Annotated in this window: 15 protein-coding genes and 1 tRNA gene; 11 read left to right on the top strand and 5 right to left on the bottom strand. The window is 26.9% G+C overall.

All coding sequences use genetic code 11. The annotated features are described in order from the left end of the window. Positions 1 to 273 precede the first annotated feature (273 nt). From IPM32_00935 to IPM32_00925, 3 genes are read left to right on the top strand one after another with little or no spacing between them, the layout of a single operon-like run. Positions 274 to 2,823 (top strand): TonB-dependent receptor, encoded by a 2,550-nt coding sequence (locus tag IPM32_00935; GenBank protein ID MBK8943809.1) that lies wholly within the window; start codon positions 274 to 276, stop codon positions 2,821 to 2,823. 37 nt (positions 2,824 to 2,860) lie between these two features. Next, a complete protein-coding gene (locus tag IPM32_00930) occupies positions 2,861 to 4,072 on the top strand; it encodes an alkaline phosphatase family protein (GenBank protein ID MBK8943808.1) in 1,212 nt (403 codons plus the stop codon). Positions 4,073 to 4,083: 11 nt separating this feature from the next. Beyond that, positions 4,084 to 5,355, top strand: coding sequence for an insulinase family protein (locus tag IPM32_00925; protein ID MBK8943807.1), 1,272 nt, complete (start codon positions 4,084 to 4,086; stop codon positions 5,353 to 5,355). Here the strand turns inward: IPM32_00925 and IPM32_00920 are convergent, their stop codons facing one another. Further along, complete coding sequence (locus IPM32_00920) at positions 5,356 to 5,853, bottom strand: YajQ family cyclic di-GMP-binding protein (protein MBK8943806.1); 498 nt, start codon at positions 5,851 to 5,853, stop codon at positions 5,356 to 5,358. Between the two features lie 87 nt (positions 5,854 to 5,940). After that, positions 5,941 to 6,014, bottom strand: a tRNA-Pro gene (locus IPM32_00915). A gap of 125 nt (positions 6,015 to 6,139) precedes the next feature. Here IPM32_00915 and IPM32_00910 point away from each other — a divergent pair. Next, complete coding sequence (locus IPM32_00910) at positions 6,140 to 6,997, top strand: HDOD domain-containing protein (GenBank protein MBK8943805.1); 858 nt, start codon at positions 6,140 to 6,142, stop codon at positions 6,995 to 6,997. Between the two features lie 2 nt (positions 6,998 to 6,999). Here IPM32_00910 and IPM32_00905 read toward each other — a convergent pair whose 3' ends face one another. From IPM32_00905 to IPM32_00895, 3 genes are all read right to left on the bottom strand, one after another. After that, the gene (locus tag IPM32_00905) at positions 7,000 to 7,158 is read right to left on the bottom strand and encodes a hypothetical protein (GenBank protein ID MBK8943804.1); all 159 of its coding nucleotides are present in this window, start codon (positions 7,156 to 7,158) and stop codon (positions 7,000 to 7,002) included. A 149-nt stretch (positions 7,159 to 7,307) separates the two neighbouring features. Beyond that, entirely contained in the window at positions 7,308 to 7,583 is a 276-nt protein-coding gene (locus tag IPM32_00900; GenBank protein MBK8943803.1) for a hypothetical protein, read from the bottom strand. A gap of 60 nt (positions 7,584 to 7,643) precedes the next feature. Further along, positions 7,644 to 7,925 (bottom strand): hypothetical protein, encoded by a 282-nt coding sequence (locus IPM32_00895; GenBank protein ID MBK8943802.1) that lies wholly within the window; start codon positions 7,923 to 7,925, stop codon positions 7,644 to 7,646. Between the two features lie 305 nt (positions 7,926 to 8,230). On the opposite strand from IPM32_00895, the gene IPM32_00890 reads away from it, so the two are divergent. The 7 genes from IPM32_00890 to IPM32_00860 all read left to right on the top strand — a co-directional run bounded on the left by IPM32_00890 (position 8,231) and on the right by IPM32_00860 (position 19,868). After that, positions 8,231 to 8,512: a hypothetical protein gene (locus IPM32_00890; protein ID MBK8943801.1), complete on the top strand. Its 282-nt coding sequence runs from the start codon at positions 8,231 to 8,233 to the stop codon at positions 8,510 to 8,512. A 170-nt stretch (positions 8,513 to 8,682) separates the two neighbouring features. Continuing rightward, complete coding sequence (gene pyrR / locus IPM32_00885; protein ID MBK8943800.1) at positions 8,683 to 9,225, top strand: bifunctional pyr operon transcriptional regulator/uracil phosphoribosyltransferase PyrR; 543 nt, start codon at positions 8,683 to 8,685, stop codon at positions 9,223 to 9,225. Positions 9,226 to 9,239: 14 nt separating this feature from the next. Continuing rightward, on the top strand, positions 9,240 to 10,163 hold the full coding sequence (locus tag IPM32_00880) for an aspartate carbamoyltransferase catalytic subunit (protein MBK8943799.1): 924 nt from the start codon (positions 9,240 to 9,242) through the stop codon (positions 10,161 to 10,163). 21 nt (positions 10,164 to 10,184) lie between these two features. Next, a complete protein-coding gene (locus tag IPM32_00875) occupies positions 10,185 to 11,474 on the top strand; it encodes a dihydroorotase (GenBank protein ID MBK8943798.1) in 1,290 nt (429 codons plus the stop codon). Positions 11,475 to 11,622: 148 nt separating this feature from the next. Further along, entirely contained in the window at positions 11,623 to 12,471 is an 849-nt protein-coding gene (locus IPM32_00870; protein ID MBK8943797.1) for a hypothetical protein, read from the top strand. A gap of 99 nt (positions 12,472 to 12,570) precedes the next feature. Continuing rightward, positions 12,571 to 16,368 (top strand): HAMP domain-containing protein, encoded by a 3,798-nt coding sequence (locus IPM32_00865; GenBank protein MBK8943796.1) that lies wholly within the window; start codon positions 12,571 to 12,573, stop codon positions 16,366 to 16,368. Continuing rightward, a complete protein-coding gene (locus IPM32_00860) occupies positions 16,368 to 19,868 on the top strand; it encodes a UvrD-helicase domain-containing protein (GenBank protein MBK8943795.1) in 3,501 nt (1,166 codons plus the stop codon). The genes IPM32_00865 and IPM32_00860 overlap by 1 nt, the downstream gene beginning before the upstream one ends. Positions 19,869 to 19,940 lie beyond the last annotated feature (72 nt).

Below are 19,940 nucleotides of genomic sequence, written 5' to 3'. Positions count from 1 at the left end.
CTTTCCAAAACAAAAATAAGATTTAATAATTTTTTAACATTGCATTTTATTAAAAAAAAATATAAAGAAAATTTGAATTTGAGAAGTTTGAAAATTTTTAAATTCTTAAATTTGTAACTAATTTATAAATCTGTAATCAATGCAATTTTATAAATAAATATTAAATAAAAATTTTCCTAAATGAATTTGAATAATTATCCAAAAGATTAGAAGATTATATTGAACAAACCGAATTGCATCCCTTTTGATAAATATTTTGAATAAATTTTTACTATGAAAAAAACAATTTTATTTATTTTAATTTCCTTAAAATTATTTGCCCAACAAGTAACTTTAAATGGTGTAGTTAAAGATTCGTTAACCGGAAATCCTATCGAATTTGCAAATATAATTTTAACAGAAATTAACATTGGAGCAAGCAGTAATACAAACGGAAGTTTTTCATTAGAGATTCCAAAAGCGGGAAAATATTTAATTAAATTTTCACATGTTGGATATCGAACATATAGTAAAAATTTCGAGATTACAAAAAATTCATATTTTGAAATAAATTTAATTCCTTCGGAAATTTTACTTGAGCAAACTACAGTATTAAGTTCACTTCCTAAATTTAGAGAAACTCCGGTAGCAAATAAGGATTATGATAATTTTCAAATAGAAAAAAATCTTGGAAACAGAGATGCCGGTTTTATTATGGAATCTTCTCCAAGTGTTTTTATTTCTTCGCTCGGCGGAGGAATGGGAGATTACAAAATTTCTATAAGAGGATTTAACCATACAAATATTGCAGTTATGTTAAACGGAGTTCCGGTAAACAATTTGGAAAACGGTGAAATTTATTGGTCAAATTGGGCTGGAATTGCGGATGTTCTAGAACGTGTAAATGTTCAAAGAGGACTAGGTGCAAATCCATATTCAATTTCGTCAATTGGAGGATCAGTTAATTTTTTAACAAAAGGTGTAAATAGTTTAAATAATTTCGCAAAATTCAGCATGGAATTTGGTTCTGATAATTTTCAAAAAAAGACAATTGCATTTTCACAACAAATACTTGGAAATAGTTTGTTGCTAACATCATTTATTTCAAAAAAAGATTGGGATGGATATGTTGATCAAACTTGGGTTGATGAATTTTCATATTATTTTGCTCTTGGCGGAATTTACGGAAATCATTCACTTGAACTTCAAGCTATTGGTTCTCCTCAAGAACATGGTCAGCGTTTAACAATGCTTACAATTGATGAATGGAAATTATACGGAAAGAATTTTAATCCCGATTGGGGATATTTAAATGGAAAACCATTAAATCTAAGAGATAATATTTTTCACAAACCGACTTTCAATTTAAATCATAATTGGCAAATTAACCAAAATTGGATTTTATCAAACATTCTATATTATTCTTATGGAGATGGCGGAGGAACCGTTCCACCTTGGGCAAATTTTAGCAAAACAGAAAATGGATTAATTGATTTTGATTCCGAATGGGGAAAAAATTCCAAAAATGTAAATACAAATTTTCATCCTTTATTAAATTATACAGAAAATGCTTTACGATTTACTGTTCACAGACATAATTGGTTTGGTGTAATTTCTAATGCAAGATTTAAAAAAGAAAATATAGAAATTTCTACTGGCATTGATGCAAGATATTACTCAGCTCAAAATTATAGGGAAGTAGGAAATTTATTAGGCGGGGATTATACAATCGGCAGTAGTAATTTTAATTTGGATCCCAATAAATTATTGTTCAAAGGTGATAAAGTTGATTATAATGCTGATAGTTATGTTCGACAGATTGGCGGATTTTTACAAAGCGAATTTCAATTTGGTGATTTACTAACATTCGCAAATATTTCAGTTTCTTCAACCGGATATAAAAGATTGGATTATTTTAATTACTTAAATGATGATCCATTTCGTGAAACAAGTTGGTTTGATATTTTCGGATACACAATAAAATCCGGAGCAAATTATAATTTGGATAATTTTAATAATCTCTTTTTTAATATCGGATATTTTTCAAAAGCACCGTTAGCAGAAAATGTTTACGATTACACAAATCATAAATTCGAAAATATTAAAAATGAAAAAATCTTTAATGTTGAATTGGGGCACGGATTAAATACTTACGATTTTAAGATTACTTCAAATATTTATTTTACGGAATGGAAAGACAAAGCAATTAGTAAAATGATAAGCGATGTTAATACAAATCAATTTTACTTTTTTAATTTATCCGGAGCTTCCGCAAGGCATATGGGAATTGAGCTTTCTTCAGTTTGGCAACCGGAAAAATTCTTAAGATTAGAAGGAATGTTTTCAAATTCAATTAATAAATGGACAGATAACGTTTTTGCAGTTGTTGCGCCAGAATCTGATCCAACTCAACAAACAATTATTTCTTCATATGTAAAAAATGTATTTGTTGGCGGTTCACCAATGACTACAGCATTTTTAGGAATTGAATATGAAAATATTTTTAATCAAAATTTTACAATTTCTTTAAATCCTATTTTGAAATTTTTTGGAAATCATTATGCTGATTTCAATCCAAATTTAAGAACAAATGTTAATGATGAAAATGTGAACTCGTGGAAATTACCAAATTATTTTATTTTAGATTTTCACATTTCTGCATTTGTAAACTTAAATTTATCTTACTTGGAAAAAGTAATTATTCATATAAATTCATTTAATATTCTTAACAATAAAGATTACATAATTGATGCAATTGATGGAACATCTCACAGTTCTCAATCAGCTTTAGTTTGGTACGGCAGAGAAAGATGGTGGAATTTTTCGTTATCATTCGAATTATAAATCACGAAAATCAAAAATTAATTATTTATAAAAATTAATGAAAGCTAAAAATGTTGTAATTATTCTCTTTTTATTTTCTTCAATTCTATTCTCGCAAAAAACTCCATATGTAATTTTAATTTCTTTTGATGGCTTCCGCTGGGATTATTGCGAACGTGGAATTACACCAAATTTAGATTCATTACAAAAATATGGTGTAAAAGCAAAATCTCTTAAACCGTGTTTTCCTTCAAAAACTTTTCCAAATCACTATTCAATAATTACCGGAATGTATCCGGAAAATCATGGAATAATTTCTAATTTTTTTATCAATCCATTTACAAAAGAAAAATACAGACTTGGTGATACAAACAGTGTAAGAAATAGCAAATGGTATTTAGGCGAAGCTTTTTGGGAAACTGCACGAAGAAATGGAATAATTACTGCAAGTTATTTTTGGCCCGGTTCAGAAGTTGATTTGGAATATCGCAGACCAAATTACTTTAAATATTATCAACATAACAATCCTTACAAAGATAGAATTGATAATATAATTGAATGGTTAAAATTTCCGCAAAACGAAAGACCGCATTTTGTAACTTTATATTTTCATGATACGGATTCTTACGGACATGAATTTGGTCCCAATTCTATTGAGGTAAATCAATCAATTAAAAGATTAGATTCACTAATTGGATATTTGAATTCCGAACTTGACGAAATTAAAATGAAAGACAGTGTAAATATTATTTTAGTTTCAGATCATGGAATGACTGAAGTGAGTAAAGATAAACTTATAAATATCGAAGAAATACTTAAAGATTATAAATATAAATTTGATAATAACGAAATATTTGCATTTATTGAGCCATGGCATAATGAAATAAACGAAGTATATCAAATTTTAAAGGAAAGAGAAAATCATTATAAAGTATATTTGAAAAATGAAGTTCCTGAATATTTTCATTTTTCAAAACATCCGTTTATTTCATCAATTATAATAATTGCTGATTTGGGTTGGACTTTGGTTGATAATAAATTACTTAAAAAATTTAGTAATTCTTACTCAAAAGGAAATCACGGATTTGATAATAATGAATTAGATATGCATGGAATATTTTTTGCAAAAGGTCCTGCATTCAAAGAAAATTATAAAATTGGAACTATACAAAACATTGATATTAATCCGTTACTTGCAAAAATTTTTGGAATAAATCCAAAATCAAATATTGACGGGAAACTTGAACGAATTGAATTTATCCTAAAATAGAAAGGAAAAATTTGGAAGATTTATTAAACATTAATTACAAAAAATATACTTTAAAAAATGGATTGGAAGTAATTCTATATAAAAATGATTCTTTTCCAACAGTTGCCGTAAATATTTGGTATAAAGTTGGTTCCGCAAACGAAAAACCAAACAAAACTGGCTTCGCACATTTGTTTGAGCATATGATGTTTCAAGGTTCGCAAAATGTACCTAAAGAAAAACATTTTAAATTTGTGCAGGAAGTTGGTGGAAGTTTAAACGGCTCTACAAGTATGGATAGAACAAATTATTATGAAACAGTTCCATCTGATAGTATGGAATTAGCTTTGTGGCTTGAAGCTGATAGAATGGGATTTTTTCTTCCGGCATTAACTCAAGATAAACTTGATAACCAAAAAGATGTTGTTATGAATGAACGAAGACAAAATTATGATAATCAGCCGTACGGTTTGGCGTGGGAAATTTTATTTTCAAATTTATTTCCTGAAAATCATCCGTATCATTGGCCTACAATTGGCTGGATGAAAGACATAGAAAAGTTTGAATTAAATGATGTAAAAGATTTTTTTGCGAATTATTATACTCCAAATAACGCAAGTCTTGTAATCGGCGGAAATTTTGATGAGGAAAATGCAATCAATTTGGTGGAAAAATATTTTGAGGAAATTCCGAATCAAAATATTATTTCAGAAATTAAAATTGATTTTTTTGAATTGGAATCATCGAAGATAATAATTCATGAAGATAATGTTCAATTATCTAAAATATATTTTGCTTGGAAATCTGAAAAAGGTTACGGAAAATATGATGCGGCGCTTGATGTTTTGGCTGATATTTTAACTGGATCAAAAAGTTCAAGATTGCAAAAACATTTAATTCATAATTTACAAATTGCACAAGATGTTTCTGCATTTCAATATTCTGCAAAATATGATGGAGCATTTTTTATAACAATTACATCTCAACAAAATTGCAATTTGGAAAAATTAAAGGAAGAAACTATTAAAATTCTAAATCAAATTATTTCTGAAGGAATTACGGATTTAGAATTGGAGCGAGCAATTACTAGTTATAAATCATCTTACATTTATTCACTCCAAAATTTGGATAATTTGACAAATCAAATTAATAGTTACAATTGTAATTTGAGTGAACCCAATTCTTTTGTGTATGATATTAAAAGATATTTGAATTTAAAAAAGGAAGATGTTCAAAATGCAGCAAAATTATTTTTAGAAAAAAATTATGTTGAGTTGAAAATAATTCCTAAAAGTAAAAATTGATTATTTAAAATTTACAAATTGAACCGGAAAATTTAATTCGGCACTTTTAATATTGGCGATAACAGATTGAAGCTCATCTTTTTTCGCACCTTGAACTCTAACTTGTTCATCCATAATTTGTGAATTGACTTTAAACTTCATCTCTTTAATTAATTTTGTGATGTGTTTTGCATTTTCTTTGCTAATTCCATTTTGCAAATTAATTACTTGTTTAACTCTGCCGCCGCTTGCAGATTCAATTTCCTTAAGTTTCATAACTTTTAAAGAAATTTGTCGCTTAATAAATTTTGATTGAAGAATATCAATTGAAGTTTTTACACCGTATTCATCTTTAGAATTTATTGTAATTGTTTTATCACTTTTGCTTAAATCCAACGTAGTATTGGAATCTTTTAAATCGTATCTCTGAATAATTTCTTTTTTAGCTTGATTTAAAGCATTATCAATTTCTTGAAAATCAACTTCAGAAACAATATCGAATGAAAAATTTTGTGCCATAAATTTTTGTTAAATAATTGTATTAAAAACTGCTTTTATAATAAATAATCTCGAAATCAACGTTTCATGTTATTTAAAAGTTTCAAGTCGGGGTGATAGGATTTGAACCTACGACTTCTTCGTCCCGAACGAAGCGCGCTACCGGGCTGCGCCACACCCCGAAAATAATTGATTTATATCATAACCCAAAATTACTCACAAAATATTATTAAAAAAAAAGAAAAATGAAGCGATAATGTTATTAATTATCGCCCTAATTCAAACTTAATCTATTCTTGAGGAGAAAATGCAAGTTAGCACTGAACAAATCTACGATAAACTCAACAAAATCCAAAATTTACCAACCATTCCGGAAATTATGTTCGATGCTATTAGCACAATAAAAACCGAGCCGGGAAATATTATAAAAATTTCGGAAATAATTGGAAAAGATCAAGGAATGGCTGCAAAAATTTTATCAGTTGCAAATTCTCCACTTTACGGAATGTTAAGAAGAGTTTCTACATTGGAATTTGCAATTATGATAATGGGATCAAACGAACTTGAGAAAATAGTAACAGCAATTTCATTATCAAATGCAATTCGATTTAAACCGATTCCAAACTTTAATGAGCAAGATTATTGGAAACATTCAATGGCTGTTGGATTAGTAGCAAAAGATATTTCTCGTAGGTTAGGTTTTCCGGAATTAGCTGGCGATGCTTTTGTTGGTGGAATTTTACATGATATTGGAATTCAATTAATTGTTAAATACTTCCCCCAAGAATTTCAACAAATTTATGCAAACTTAAACAGCGATAAAAAATTTTTTGAATGTGAAAATCACATAATAGGTTTATCCCACCAAGAAATTGGTGCATATTTATTAAAAAAATGGAATTTACCATCCTCAATTTCAGATTGTGTAGAATTTCATCACAATCCAGAAAATTCAATTGAAAACAAAGAACTTGTTGCAATTGTTCATTTGGCGGATTTTATTACCACCGAATTTAATAATGCAAAGGGAGTTTGGGATCAAGGAATTGAGTTAAACACATCAACATGCAACGCTCTTGGTTTTGATACTCATAATGAATTAGTGGGTTTTTATTCGGATTATTCAGAATTGGTTTCAGATACAGTTGATTCTATTCACATCTAAAATTAGATGAGTTTAGAAATTAAATGACCAAGAATTATCAAGTAAAATGAATTTACAAACAACTTAATGATATAATTACTTCTTGCAATTTCTGGATGAAGTTTTAAGAAAGTAATAAAATAATTACTTAATAAATCTAGTTTTGCAGTTCTTTCACTCATTTCTTCTAAAAAAATGTAGCTTTTTGAGAAAGTTTTATTAATTCCTTAGGAAATTATTAAATTCTCAATTAAAATCAAATATAAAAATACATCTTGTATTATTAAAATATAATGAAATAAATCATAGCAATTTTAAGTATTAATTATAACTACTTTTTTAAAGAATCTAAAAAACTAAAACCGAATGCAAGTAAAAAGCCGGCAATTCCAATTAATAAAGTAAATAAGTTAACTGAAAAAGATTTCTGAGGATCAAAAAGTGAAAGGAAAAAATCAATAAAAATGGAAAATAGAAAAAATAAAGTAAAGCCGTAAATTCCGTAAAAAAAATGATTTAGAAAAAATTTTTTAATCGAATTTAATGAGCCGGTCTTTTCTTTACTTTTTGAAATATTATGTTTTAAATCTGATTCTCTATTTTGCATTAATAATTCTTAAATAATTTTTGAAATAACTTAAACAGCAATATAAAAATAATTTAAATATTAATCATCATAAGTTTTTTTATGAAACACTTTATTTATTAAGAACATAAAAAACACGTTTCCAAAACCTAAAAAACTTACAACAACCTCATTTATTCCAAATTCTAAATTTGAAATTACACCATACAAAAAAGGAATTAACTTCATTATAAAAAATGCACCTAAAAATATTCCAAAATAGAATAAGCTATCATGACAGATTTTCTTAAAGAGTTTAACTTTTTCTTCAAGATTTTCATTTGATTTCATTCCAAATCTATCAAGTACTAATTCATTGTTCATTTTTTCCCTTTCTTAAATAATTCTATCTCAAATATGTAGTAAGTATAAAAAAAATTTGTGATAAAGAACAAACGATTCTCAAAAAATGTTCTCAATTTGAAAAAATATTTTAAAAAATTTGATTTTAAATTGTAAATTATTATTTTAACGCAAGTTATAGAATTTATATTAGGAATTACATCAAGTGAATTTAATAACTTCTATAAATGCAAAAAGATATTTATCATATTTTTACTTTGTCTTGGTTTTGTGCATTTTACTAATTCTAAATGTCTAAACTAAATTGTTGAAAACGGAGTTTCTTAATGAAAAAAATTACTAATACTTTGGAATTTGATTTTATTGGTGAAAGTCTTCAATTAAAAGGAAGATTTAAATCATTTTTCATAAAGCCGTTAATTTTAGGAATTTTCTTCTTTTCAATATTTTTCTCCGTGATTCTACTAACTAAACTATCCACTTATTTTATTGGATCAACGGCAATTTTCGGATTCAATATTTACGATATTCTTTTTTCTCTGATTGGATTTGGTTTGGGTTTTTTAACTGAATTTATTAGACAAGTTAAAAGAATTCTTTCGAGATAAATTTAATTTTCCACTTTATAATCATTCCCCTTTGTAGAAATTATTTTTTGTATTATTTTTACACATAAATCCTTTAACATTATCCGGAGAGATAACCAAGGAATGGAAAATAAAATTATAATAAAATTAGGAGACCTCAGCGACTTTTAGTCAATGGGGATTTTTTTTATATGAATATAAAAGCAAAAATTATAGATGAATCCGGTTTAAACAGAACAATTACAAGATTAGCTCACGAAATTCTTGAAAGAAATAAAGGTTCAGAAAATATTATTTTAATTGGAATGAGAACACGCGGTGAATTTTTGGCAAAAAGAATTTTAAATAAAATTACGGAAATTGATAAAAAAACTCCGCCGCTTGGAATTTTAGATGCAACATTATATAGAGATGATTTTCGTACTAGATTAAAACAACCGGAAGTTTCCGTAACAAATATCACTTTTGATATAACTGAAAAAAATGTAATTCTTATAGATGATGTTTTATACACCGGAAGAACAACTCGCTCTGCTTTAGATGCTTTAATGGATTTAGGAAGACCAAGCTCAATTCAGTTTTGCGTGTTGGTTGATCGTGGACATAGAGAAATGCCGATCAAAGCAGATTTTGTCGGAAAAAACATTCCAACTTCTGTTAATGAAGAAGTGAAAGTTAAAATGAAAGAAGTAGATGATGAAGATGCTGTTTACTTAATAGAATCACCAAAATAATTTTTAGGGGAAAAATGTCATTAAAAATTAAACACCTTTTGGGTTTGCAAGACGTTTCTAAAAATGATATTCAATTAATTTTAGATACGGCAACAACCTTTAGGGAAGTTTTAGAAAGACCAATTAAACGAGTTCCAACATTGCAAGGAACAACAGTTGTAAATTTATTTTATGAAAATTCAACACGTACAAGAATTTCTTTTGAGCTTGCAGAAAAAAGACTTTCCGCAGATACTTTAAATTTTTCAACTTCTACTAGCAGCGCAAAAAAAGGTGAAACTTTTAAAGATACTGTAAGAAATATTGAAGCAATGAAAATTGATATGATTGTCGTACGACATCAATCAGCTGGAGTTCCGTTATATTTAACTAAAATTTCAAAAGCATCAATAATTAACGCGGGCGATGGAAGACATGAACATCCAACACAAGCATTGTTGGATATGTATTCGATCAGAGAAAAACTTGGAAAACTTTCCGGATTAAAAGTTTGTATTGTTGGAGATATTGCTCATAGCAGAGTTGCGCTTTCAAATATATTTGGATTAAAAACAATGGGTGCAGAAGTTTCGCTTTGCGCTCCACCGACAATGATTCCGAGAAATATTGAGCAATTTGGAATAAAAATTTATCATGATATAAACAAAGCAGTAAGTGAAAATGATGTTTTAAATGTTTTAAGAATTCAGCTTGAGCGTGATGCTGGAACAACAATTCCATCTTTGCGTGAATATCATAATTATTTTGGAATTACAACTGATATAATTGAACGAAATAATAAAGACATCTTAATACTTCATCCCGGACCAATAAACAGAGGAGTAGAACTTTCTTCAGAAGTTGCTGATGGACCTTATCAAATTATTTTAGATCAAGTTACAAATGGTGTTGCCATTAGAATGGCAGTTCTATATTTGTTAGGAACAAAAAATTCGTAATTATAAAAATTGGATTGTAAAATGAAAATTGTATTAAATAAAGTTAGAATTATAAATCCCGCACAAAATCTTGATGAACAAAATGATATTTTAATTGAAGATGGAATTATCAGAAAAATTGGGAATCTGAATAAAGAAGATTTATCTAACGCAAAAATTTTTGAGTTTAACGGAAAAATTTGTTCTCCCGGACTTTTTGATATGCACGTTCATTTGCGCGAACCGGGAAGGGAAGATACCGAAACTATTTTAACCGGATCAAATGCGGCAGCTTCCGGAGGATTTACCGGAATTGCATGTATGCCAAACACAAAACCCGCAATTGATTCGGCGGAAGTTGTAAATTTTATTAAAAGCAAATCAGAAAATCATTTGGTTGATGTTTTTCCAATTGGCGCAGTTAGCAAAGATAGAAAAGGTGAAAATTTAGCTCCAATTGCAGAACTTGTTACTGCCGGAGCTGTTGCTTTTTCTGATGACGGCGTTGCTGTAAAAACTGCTTCACTTTTACGAAATGCTTTAGAATATTTAAAAATGTATAATCTTCCAATTATTGAACATTGCGAAGATGAATCTTTAGCTGGCGGAGCAATGAATGAAGGAACAGTTTCTACAATGTTAGGACTTCCGGCAATTCCAACAATTGCTGAAGATTTAACTGTTATGCGAGATATTGCAGTTGCGGAATACGTCGATGGAAAAGTTCACATTGCACATATAAGTTCAAAAAATGCTGTTCAGTTAGTTAGGGAAGCAAAATCAAAAGGATTGAAAATTACCGCTGAAGTTACTCCGCATCATTTTACATTAACGGATGAAGCACTAATAAGTTATGATTCAAATTATAAAATGAATCCCCCTTTGCGAACTGAAGAGGATATAAAAGCTATTATTGAAGGATTAAAAGACGGAACAATTGATTGCATTGCAAGTGATCATGCACCGCATTCTATTGAAGAAAAAGAGGCTGAATTTATTTATGCTCCAAATGGAATTCTTGGATTGGAAACTCAACTTGGTTTAGCATTAAGTGAATTGGTTCACAAAAATCATTTATCAATTCCACAGTTGATAGAAAAACTTTCCATAAATCCAAGAAAGATTTTAAATATTCCAATTCCACAAATTTCTGTTGGTGAAAAAGCAAATCTTACAATTTTTGATCCGAATGAAATTTGGACAGTTGACATTAAAAAGTTTAAATCAAAATCTAAAAATTCTCCGTTTGATAAAAGATTGCTCACCGGAAAACCAATTGCTGTAATCAATAATTCTAAAATGTATTTTGAAGGAAATTTTAACGAAATATAATGTATATTATTATGTACATTCAAATTCACATCTGAATACAAAATAAATCAAAATATAAATAAAGCCTTGAATTTGAATAAATTTGAGGCTTTTTTATTTGGCACTTTCCTTGAAATACTAAAAGTAGAATTTCTTATTGGAGGAAAAAATGAAAAATGAAAAAGCTTTATATCGAATATTATTAGTAATTGCAGTAATATTTCTATTTACTAATTGCGATCCAAATTTAAACTATGATTATGATAACACACCTCCTTCAGCTCCGGTAAATGTTGTGACTTATGTAGGTGACGGATTAGTTGAAATTACTTGGGAAGATAATCCCGAAAGAGATGTAGCCGGTTATAATGTTTATTTTGCATATGATTATTGGGGTGAATATGAATTAATTGGAAATACATCCGGAAATTATTTTGTTGATCATGATGCAGTAAACGGTGAATTATATTATTATGCAGTTGCCGCTTATGATTATGACGGAAACGAAAGCGAATTAAGTTACGATATGGTTTATGGTGTTGCAAGACCGGAAGGAATGAATAGATCAATTTATGATTATAATCTTTATCCAAATAATTCCGGTTATGATTTTAGCGAATATGCAGTTGTTCCTTTTGATGCTTACAATGATGATTTTTCGACTGACTTTTTCTTCGAAAATTATAACGGTGAGTATTACTTAAATGTCTGGGATGATACAGATATTCAAGATATGGGTTACACAAATAGTTTCTTAGATATTTATTATGCTCCTTTAGATGGATGGGTTCCTTTAGTTGAAGGTGAAAATGTAAAATATACAAAAGCAATTGTTGGTCATACTTATGTAATTTGGACTTGGGACAATCATTATGCAAAAATTAGAGTAAAAGCAATTTCTGGAGATAGAGTAGTTTTTGATTGGGCTTATCAATTATTAGAAGGTGAACAACAACTTAAAACAAATAGAAATGCTGAAACAAGAAATAAAATACCAGAAAAAGTTATTAAAAAGTAACACACCTAAAACTCCTAAATTAGAAAGCATACTCAATTGAGTATGCTTTTTTATTTTCGTTTAAGTATTTTGAAATCTGAAAAAACCAAATTGATATAAATGAAATTTACTTCTTTACTTAAAAGAAATAAAACCTTAACAATTTTACTTATTGTAATACTTTTCATAATTATTTCCGGCGTTGTCGGAAATAAAATAATAAATAATGAAGTTGAAAATTGGGCTGAAACTATTGAAGATAAAACTAATTTTATTGAAAAATTCACATATGAATATTTAACGAAGTTACAAACTGATTTAATAAGTGAAAAAGATTTAATTAAAAATCAGCTTAAGAAAATAAGTGTTTTAAATTTTTCTGAAATTGATAAAAAAATTCAACAAAAATATAATACCGAAAATATTTTTGCAGTTTTGGATAGCAATAAAATAATTTTCTGGAATAAGAATTTTAATCAACAAATAATTAGAAATGATTCACTCAGTTTTAAATTTGGTGAAACTTACTTTTTGAAATCCGGAATTGATACTTATCTTTTAGTTAGAGATACAATCCACTCAAATAATTCAAATCAATATTTACTGTTTGGGAAAATAATTGAAAAACAATATGAATTAAATCCAGCATATTTTAATAAAATAAGTTTAACAAATGAATTACAAAATAAGTTTGGAGTTGAGTTTTCTATAAATTATTCAAAACAAAACGTAAAAAATAGAGATGGAAGAAAACACTCATTTGAATTAAAAAATAATTTCGATAAAAAAATTGCAACAATAATTTTTATAAAACAAACACGTGAAAATTCTGTTCAAAGTTTGAATGATAATATATTTATTGTTCAAAGTTTGCTTGCACTTTTTGGTTATTTAATTTTAGGAGTTGTACTTTATCAAAAAATTCATGCTAAAGAAAATTATCTAGTAAAATTTTTTCTTTATGCAATTTATCTGATTATACTAAGATATTTATTGGTCTTCATAAAAATTCCTCAAAATATTTCATCGGAAGGAATATTCGATCCCAATATTTATTTTTCATACTTTGCTTTTGGAATTACAAATTCACCAATTGAATTGCTGATTACATTAGTTGTTGTGTGTATTATTTTTATAAATGCTTTTAGATATTCGATAAATTTTTATAAATCGGGAAATGCTAATATCTCTAGCAAAACTATTTTTTTCATATTACTAATTTTAGTAATTATAATTTATGTTATTTCACAAAGAGGATTTAGTGCTGTAATAAGAAGTTTTGTTTTTGATACTTCGATAAGATATTTTCAGAATCCATCGCTTTACATAGATTTTCCAACAATCCTAATGCACATAAACGTTTTAGTGATGGGAATAATTTCAATTTTAGGTTCTTCATCATTATTTATTTTGCTAACAAAGTGTTTTAAAAAATCATTTAAAATAAAATATGAATTATTTTTTATATCACTTTCAATAGTTTTTATTTTAGCAATATTAATTTTTCAATTCACTCAAAAAAATCCACAAAGCACAATTTTCATAAAAATTACACATGTAATTTTAGTTTCTATTTTGGTTTATCTAATTACAAAATATGATATAAAATTTACTACAAGAGTTTTGGTAATTTATTTTATATCGTCATTTACGGCAATACTGACATTGCTATTTTACAATACAGAACTTGAAAAGGAATCTTTAAAAACAACTGCTAATGTTATAACCAGAGAAAACGATGAATTTTTCAAATCAATTATATTTGAAACTTTGCTTGATGATTTCAGCAGAAAAATAGCAACTGAAGCATTTCAAAATCCTCATGCAAATTTCAATTCATATGCATTTATGATTTGGAGCAAAAGCAATCTGCAAAAGGAATCTGTAAATTCTTCTGTGAACTTTTTAGATTTAAAAGGGAATCTTCTTGGGGGGTTTGGTTCAGCATATCCGCAGTTTACAATTAAAAATATTATTGACACAAATTCTGTAATTGAAGAAATAAAAATTTTTGAAGAAAAATTAGAAGGTGAATCTCAAAAAATAATTAGAGGAATTTTTCCACTTAAAGATGAATATGCATTTATTGGATATTTGGATGTTTCAATTTTATCTGATTTAAATGAATTCGGGTTTACATCACACCCAGAATTTATTTCGACTGGAAAATTAAATGAAAAAGCTATTTTAAAACTTGATAAACTTTCAATTTTGGATTATCGGAACAAAGAATTAAAATTAGTTTACGGAGATATAAATCCATCCGATGAAATTAATGAAGTAATATTAAATACAGAATTAACAGAAAAAAATGATGCTTGGCTTGAAAGTCAATTTAATGAATCTGAATTTATTATTTATCTTAAAAAAGTTAAACTAAATGGAATTGAAAGACTCGTTTCAATTGCATTAAAAAACAAGGAACTTTCAATAGGATTGTTTGATTTCTTCAAGGTTTTTTTCACTCATGCAGTAATATTAATTTTTGCAATTTTAATTTACATAATAGTGTATTATGAAAAATATAAAGTCTATCAGTTTGACTTAAGAGCAAAACTGCTTTCTGCGTTTTTAATTATTTCATTAATTCCATTAATTCTAATTGCATTTTATTTTCGTGGAATTACAGAAGATAAAAATGAAGAATCGACTTATTACAAACTTGGTAAACGTGCTTTCTCTATTGAGTCTTATCTAAATAATCATTTAGAAAACGGTAATATTAATTTCATAAATGCTTCAAATGATTTGAATATTAATTATTCAGCATATTTGCATAATCAGCTTGAATACAGCACGGATGATTTAATTTACGATGTTGGTCTTATTCCAAAATTATTAAATCCGGAAGTTTATAAAAATTTAGTTATTGATGGTGAGCAAGAAATATTAATTGATGAACTTATTGATAACTATAATTATAAATCATTTTATTACAAAGCAAATATAGGCGATGCAAAATTAATTCTTAAAGTTTCTGAAGGATTTAATAAAATATTACTTCCATTAAGTGGTTCCGAGGTTGATGTATTTTTATTCGGATCATATTCACTTGCCGCAATATTTATAATTCTTTTTAGTGCATTAATGGCAAATCAAATTTCATCTCCAATAAGAAAACTAACTCTTGCAACAAAATCAATTGCAGCTGGTGATTTGAGTCTGGATATAAAAACCAATGCAAAAGGTGAAATAAAAGAATTGGTTTCGGGATTTCAATATATGGTGAAAGAAATAAAAGAAAATCAAGCAATGCTTGCGGAAATTGAAAGAGAAGAAGCTTGGAAAGAAATGGCAAAACAAGTTGCGCATGAAATTAAAAATCCGTTAACGCCAATGAAATTAAGCCTTCAACAACTTATTACAACTTATGAAGACAAATCGGATAAGTTTGATATGTTCTTCAAAAAAGTTACATCAACAATTTTAAATCAGATAGAAACTTTAAAAAATATTGCAAATGAATTTTCCAATTTTGCAAGAATGCCGAAGTTAAAATTAGAAGAAATTGACTTGATTGAAATTGTTAAGCAATCGATAAATTTATTTTCGGGAGAAAATATTAAAACCGAATTTATTTCGAATTTAGAAAAAATAAATTTAAATGGCGATTCTCAGCAGCTTAGAAGAACAATTATTAATCTAATTCGAAATTCTATTCAAGCAAATTCAAGTAAAATAGTTTTTGAAATATCTGAAAATGAAAAAGAGTATTTGTTGAAAATTTCTGATAACGGAAACGGAATAAATAATGAAAATATTGAAAGAATATTTGATATGAATTTCACAACAAAAAATGATGGAATGGGTTTAGGATTAAGTTTGGCTAAAAGATATTTGAACAGCACAAATGCTGATATTAAGTTGATTAAAACTTCAAATGATGGTGCAACATTTCAAATAAACTTTCTTAAGTAATGACACAGCTTACACAATTTCAAAAAGAAGCTTTAAAGTTTGATAAGCATATTTCATTAACCGCAAATGCCGGCTCCGGCAAAACAACAGTTTTATCAAAAAGATTTGTTGAAATAATTTTGCAAGAAAATGTTTCGTTAAATAATATTGTTGCAATAACTTTTACAGAAAAAGCTGCAAGCGAACTTTATTCCAAAATTGCAAATGAAATAAATGAAAGAATTTCAGATTCAAATTTTTACGTAAAAAATAAATTAGAAAATATTAGAAGAAATTTAGTCTCAGCTAAAATTTCAACAATTCATTCTTTTTGTATTGATATCCTAAAGGACTTTGCACCGGAAGCTGGAATTGATGCAAACTTTTTTCCAATTGATGCAAGAACTTCCGATGAATTGTTGGAGTTAAGTATTGATGAAATTATTATTAAAAATTTAAAGGATGAAAATTCTTCGGTAAAAAATCTTATAAGAATATTTGGAAATAAATCTCAGCTAACTAAAAAAGTTAAACAGCTTTTTGCAAAAAGAAAATCAACGGAAAAATTATTTCAAAATATTTATTCAAATAATGTAAAAGATATTGCCGAATGGCTTCAAAAGAATTTTGAGAAAAAAATAAGCGAGACATTTTCTGATTTAATTGATACCCTAATTGATGAAATTTCTCTATTAAATTTTATTGCAGAAAAAAATAAATCTACAGAAATATCTATTGAAATAAACAAAATTTTAAATGAGATAAATTCAAAATCAGATGTTATTGATAAATTTAGTTTGATTAAAAATATTTCTCAAGTTTTAATTAAGACAGATGGAAAAGTTAGACAACAAAAGTATTTGAGTTCAAATTTATATAGCGATAACGAAGAATTAATAAATTCAATAAACGATAAATTTGATGAAATTAAAAAAATAGAATTAGATGAAAATTATATTGAACTTAATGATGAATTAGCAAAATTCGGAAAATCTTTAATAGATTTTTACAATGAAGTAAGTGAAAAATATAAATTCAAAAAAAATCAAAAATCTTTTTTGGATTTTGAAGATTTGTTGATAAAAACATTTTATCTTGTACAAAACACAGAAGTTGTAAACAAACTTTCTCAAAAGTTTAAATATGTAATGGTTGATGAATATCAAGATACAAATGAAATTCAGTATGAAATATTTATGCCTATTCTAAAATATTTATCTGTAGGAAATTTATTTGTCGTTGGCGATGATAAGCAAAGTATTTATATGTTTCGCGAAGCAGAAGTAAAAGTTTTTAACGATACAAAAAATCAAATTGAATCAAAAGTTGGGAAGAAAGGAATTTTACAGCTTCCGCATTCATTTAGATTAAGCCCGAACATTGCCTTATTTACCAATCTACTTTTCTCCAAATTATTTGCAAATCCAAATCGTAATTTTAATGAAGTTGAATATAATGATTTAGTCTGTGCTTATTCAAAACCTAAAAAAGGTAAAATTGATATTTTGATTTCTGAGAAAGAAGAAAATATAAATGAAGCCGAACTTATTGCAAATAAAATTTCACATTTGGTAAATTCTAAAGAATATGAATTTAGCGATGTTACAATTTTATGTCGTGTTAGAAAAAATTTCAGTGATTTGGAAAAGGATTTTGTAAAATATAATATTCCGTTTTCCATCGTTGGCGGGAAAGGATTTTATCAACAACAAATTATTCTAGATGTTTATAATTATCTTTCATTTTTATTAAATACAAAGAATGATTTAGCTTTTCTTTCAGTTTTACGTTCTCCGTATTATGGATTATCAGATTCTGAAATCACTGAGATATCGTTTGAGAATGGCGAAAGTTATTTTGATAAATTTAAAAATTATGCAAACGCAAAAAATAATTTTACAGAAATTCTCAATCGTTTAAATAAGCATATTAAACTTTCTTCGAAAACAGAATTAAATGATTTGATTAGAATTATACACAACGAAACAAACTACTGGGCGTTTTTAGCCAATAAACATAATGGGAAACAAGATATTGCAAATCTCGAAAAATTAATACATCAAGCAATAAATTTTACTGAACAAGGTTTTAATACCTTGTATGATTTTACAATTTATTTAAAAGATGCAATTAATAGTTTAGATGATGAAGGTCATGCCGAATTGGACGAAACCGAAAATACTGTAAAAATTATGACAATTCATCAAAGTAAAGGATTGGAATTTAAAGTTGTGATTCTGTATAAAACAAATCAGAAATTTTTTGATGAGACCTTAAAATCAAAAGATATTTATATTGATAAAGATTTTGGAATTCTCGCAAAACTTCCTTTCCGTAAAAATTATTTTGAAGAATTTAAACAAGCACCAAGTGTAGGACTTTTCAATTATTTTCAGAATAAAAAATCTATTGCTGAATTGAAGCGACTTCTTTATGTAGCAATTACAAGAAGTGAAGAATATTTAATAATTTCAATGCAAACGCAAAAAGGAAAATTTTATGAAGATTCTTTTGCACAACAAATTATTGATTCGATTAATATTGATTTGAATCTCGATAAAAAAAATATTTCCGGAAATTTAGTTTTCATGCAATCAAGTGATGATAAATATTTTACAAATTCTGAAAATGTTGAAACGGAAATTAATTTAATTCGGAATGTAGAATATGAAAAGTTTTCCGACAATAAAATTCCTAATAATGAAAATTATAAATTCTTACTTAACTCAATAAACAGTTTAGAAAAAAATGAAATTATTTCTGCCTCTAAAATAAGTTTGTTTTTGCTTTGCCCCAAAAAATATCAGCTAACATATGATTTTGGTTATGGTGAATTAATTAAACTTTTTAGAAATGATGATGAGGTTGAATATAATAGTAAAGAAGAAGAAAATATTCCCGCAAATATTATGGGAAAAATAATTCACTCAATTTTGAAAAATGAAGTTGATAAAAATAATCTACAAACATCTATTGAGAATGAAATAAAATTGGAAGATGAGTTAATGTTTTATGATGAACAATCAAAGAAAAAGTTGGTAAAAGAAATAAGTGATTTGATGTTTAATTTTTATAACTCAAAATCATATAATGATATTTCTGCAAATAAAAAATACTTCAATGAAATTGAAATTTATAAACGCGAAAATGATTATTTCCTTTATGGCATTATCGATAAACTTATTGTTGAAGAAAGTAAAATTATAATCATTGATTATAAAACTGATAAAATTTCTGAGAAAAATGTAAAAGAAAAAAGAACGACTTATTTAAATCAACTTAAATTCTATGCATTTATTTTGTTAGCAAAATATCCTCAAATTAAAAATTATGAACTGCAGCTTATATTTTTGCGCGAAGATAAATATTCAGTAAAATTAAATTTGCATAAAAATGATATTGCCGAGTTTGGAAAAATAATTTACAATTCAGTAATAAAAATTAGAAACAAACAATTTGATGAAACAACAGAAGGTTGTAAGGATATGAAGTTTTATTTGCTTGATGAATGCAGAAATTAGGATAAAAAATTACCACAAAACCACTTTAGAAATCAACTCAATTTAATTAAGTTTATTCCATTAAAAATAATT

This window comes from Ignavibacteriota bacterium (assembly GCA_016716225.1).
Lineage (GTDB): Bacteria > Bacteroidota > Ignavibacteria > Ignavibacteriales > Melioribacteraceae.
This window is presented reverse-complemented; position numbering and strand designations above follow the sequence as displayed.

What these genes read in the sequence shown, in the direction of transcription:
- IPM32_00935 (MBK8943809.1), top strand. Translation starts at nt 274, where the DNA reads ATGAAAAAAACAATTTTATTTATTTTAATTTCCTTAAAATTATTTGCC.
- IPM32_00930 (MBK8943808.1), top strand. Translation starts at nt 2,861, where the DNA reads ATGAAAGCTAAAAATGTTGTAATTATTCTCTTTTTATTTTCTTCAATT.
- IPM32_00920 (MBK8943806.1), bottom strand. Translation starts at nt 5,853, where the DNA reads ATGGCACAAAATTTTTCATTCGATATTGTTTCTGAAGTTGATTTTCAA.
- IPM32_00910 (MBK8943805.1), top strand. Translation starts at nt 6,140, where the DNA reads ATGCAAGTTAGCACTGAACAAATCTACGATAAACTCAACAAAATCCAA.
- IPM32_00905 (MBK8943804.1), bottom strand. Translation starts at nt 7,158, where the DNA reads ATGAGTGAAAGAACTGCAAAACTAGATTTATTAAGTAATTATTTTATT.
- IPM32_00900 (MBK8943803.1), bottom strand. Translation starts at nt 7,583, where the DNA reads ATGCAAAATAGAGAATCAGATTTAAAACATAATATTTCAAAAAGTAAA.
- IPM32_00895 (MBK8943802.1), bottom strand. Translation starts at nt 7,925, where the DNA reads ATGAACAATGAATTAGTACTTGATAGATTTGGAATGAAATCAAATGAA.
- IPM32_00890 (MBK8943801.1), top strand. Translation starts at nt 8,231, where the DNA reads ATGAAAAAAATTACTAATACTTTGGAATTTGATTTTATTGGTGAAAGT.
- pyrR (MBK8943800.1), top strand. Translation starts at nt 8,683, where the DNA reads ATGAATATAAAAGCAAAAATTATAGATGAATCCGGTTTAAACAGAACA.
- IPM32_00880 (MBK8943799.1), top strand. Translation starts at nt 9,240, where the DNA reads ATGTCATTAAAAATTAAACACCTTTTGGGTTTGCAAGACGTTTCTAAA.
- IPM32_00875 (MBK8943798.1), top strand. Translation starts at nt 10,185, where the DNA reads ATGAAAATTGTATTAAATAAAGTTAGAATTATAAATCCCGCACAAAAT.
- IPM32_00870 (MBK8943797.1), top strand. Translation starts at nt 11,623, where the DNA reads ATGAAAAATGAAAAAGCTTTATATCGAATATTATTAGTAATTGCAGTA.
- IPM32_00865 (MBK8943796.1), top strand. Translation starts at nt 12,571, where the DNA reads ATGAAATTTACTTCTTTACTTAAAAGAAATAAAACCTTAACAATTTTA.
- IPM32_00860 (MBK8943795.1), top strand. Translation starts at nt 16,368, where the DNA reads ATGACACAGCTTACACAATTTCAAAAAGAAGCTTTAAAGTTTGATAAG.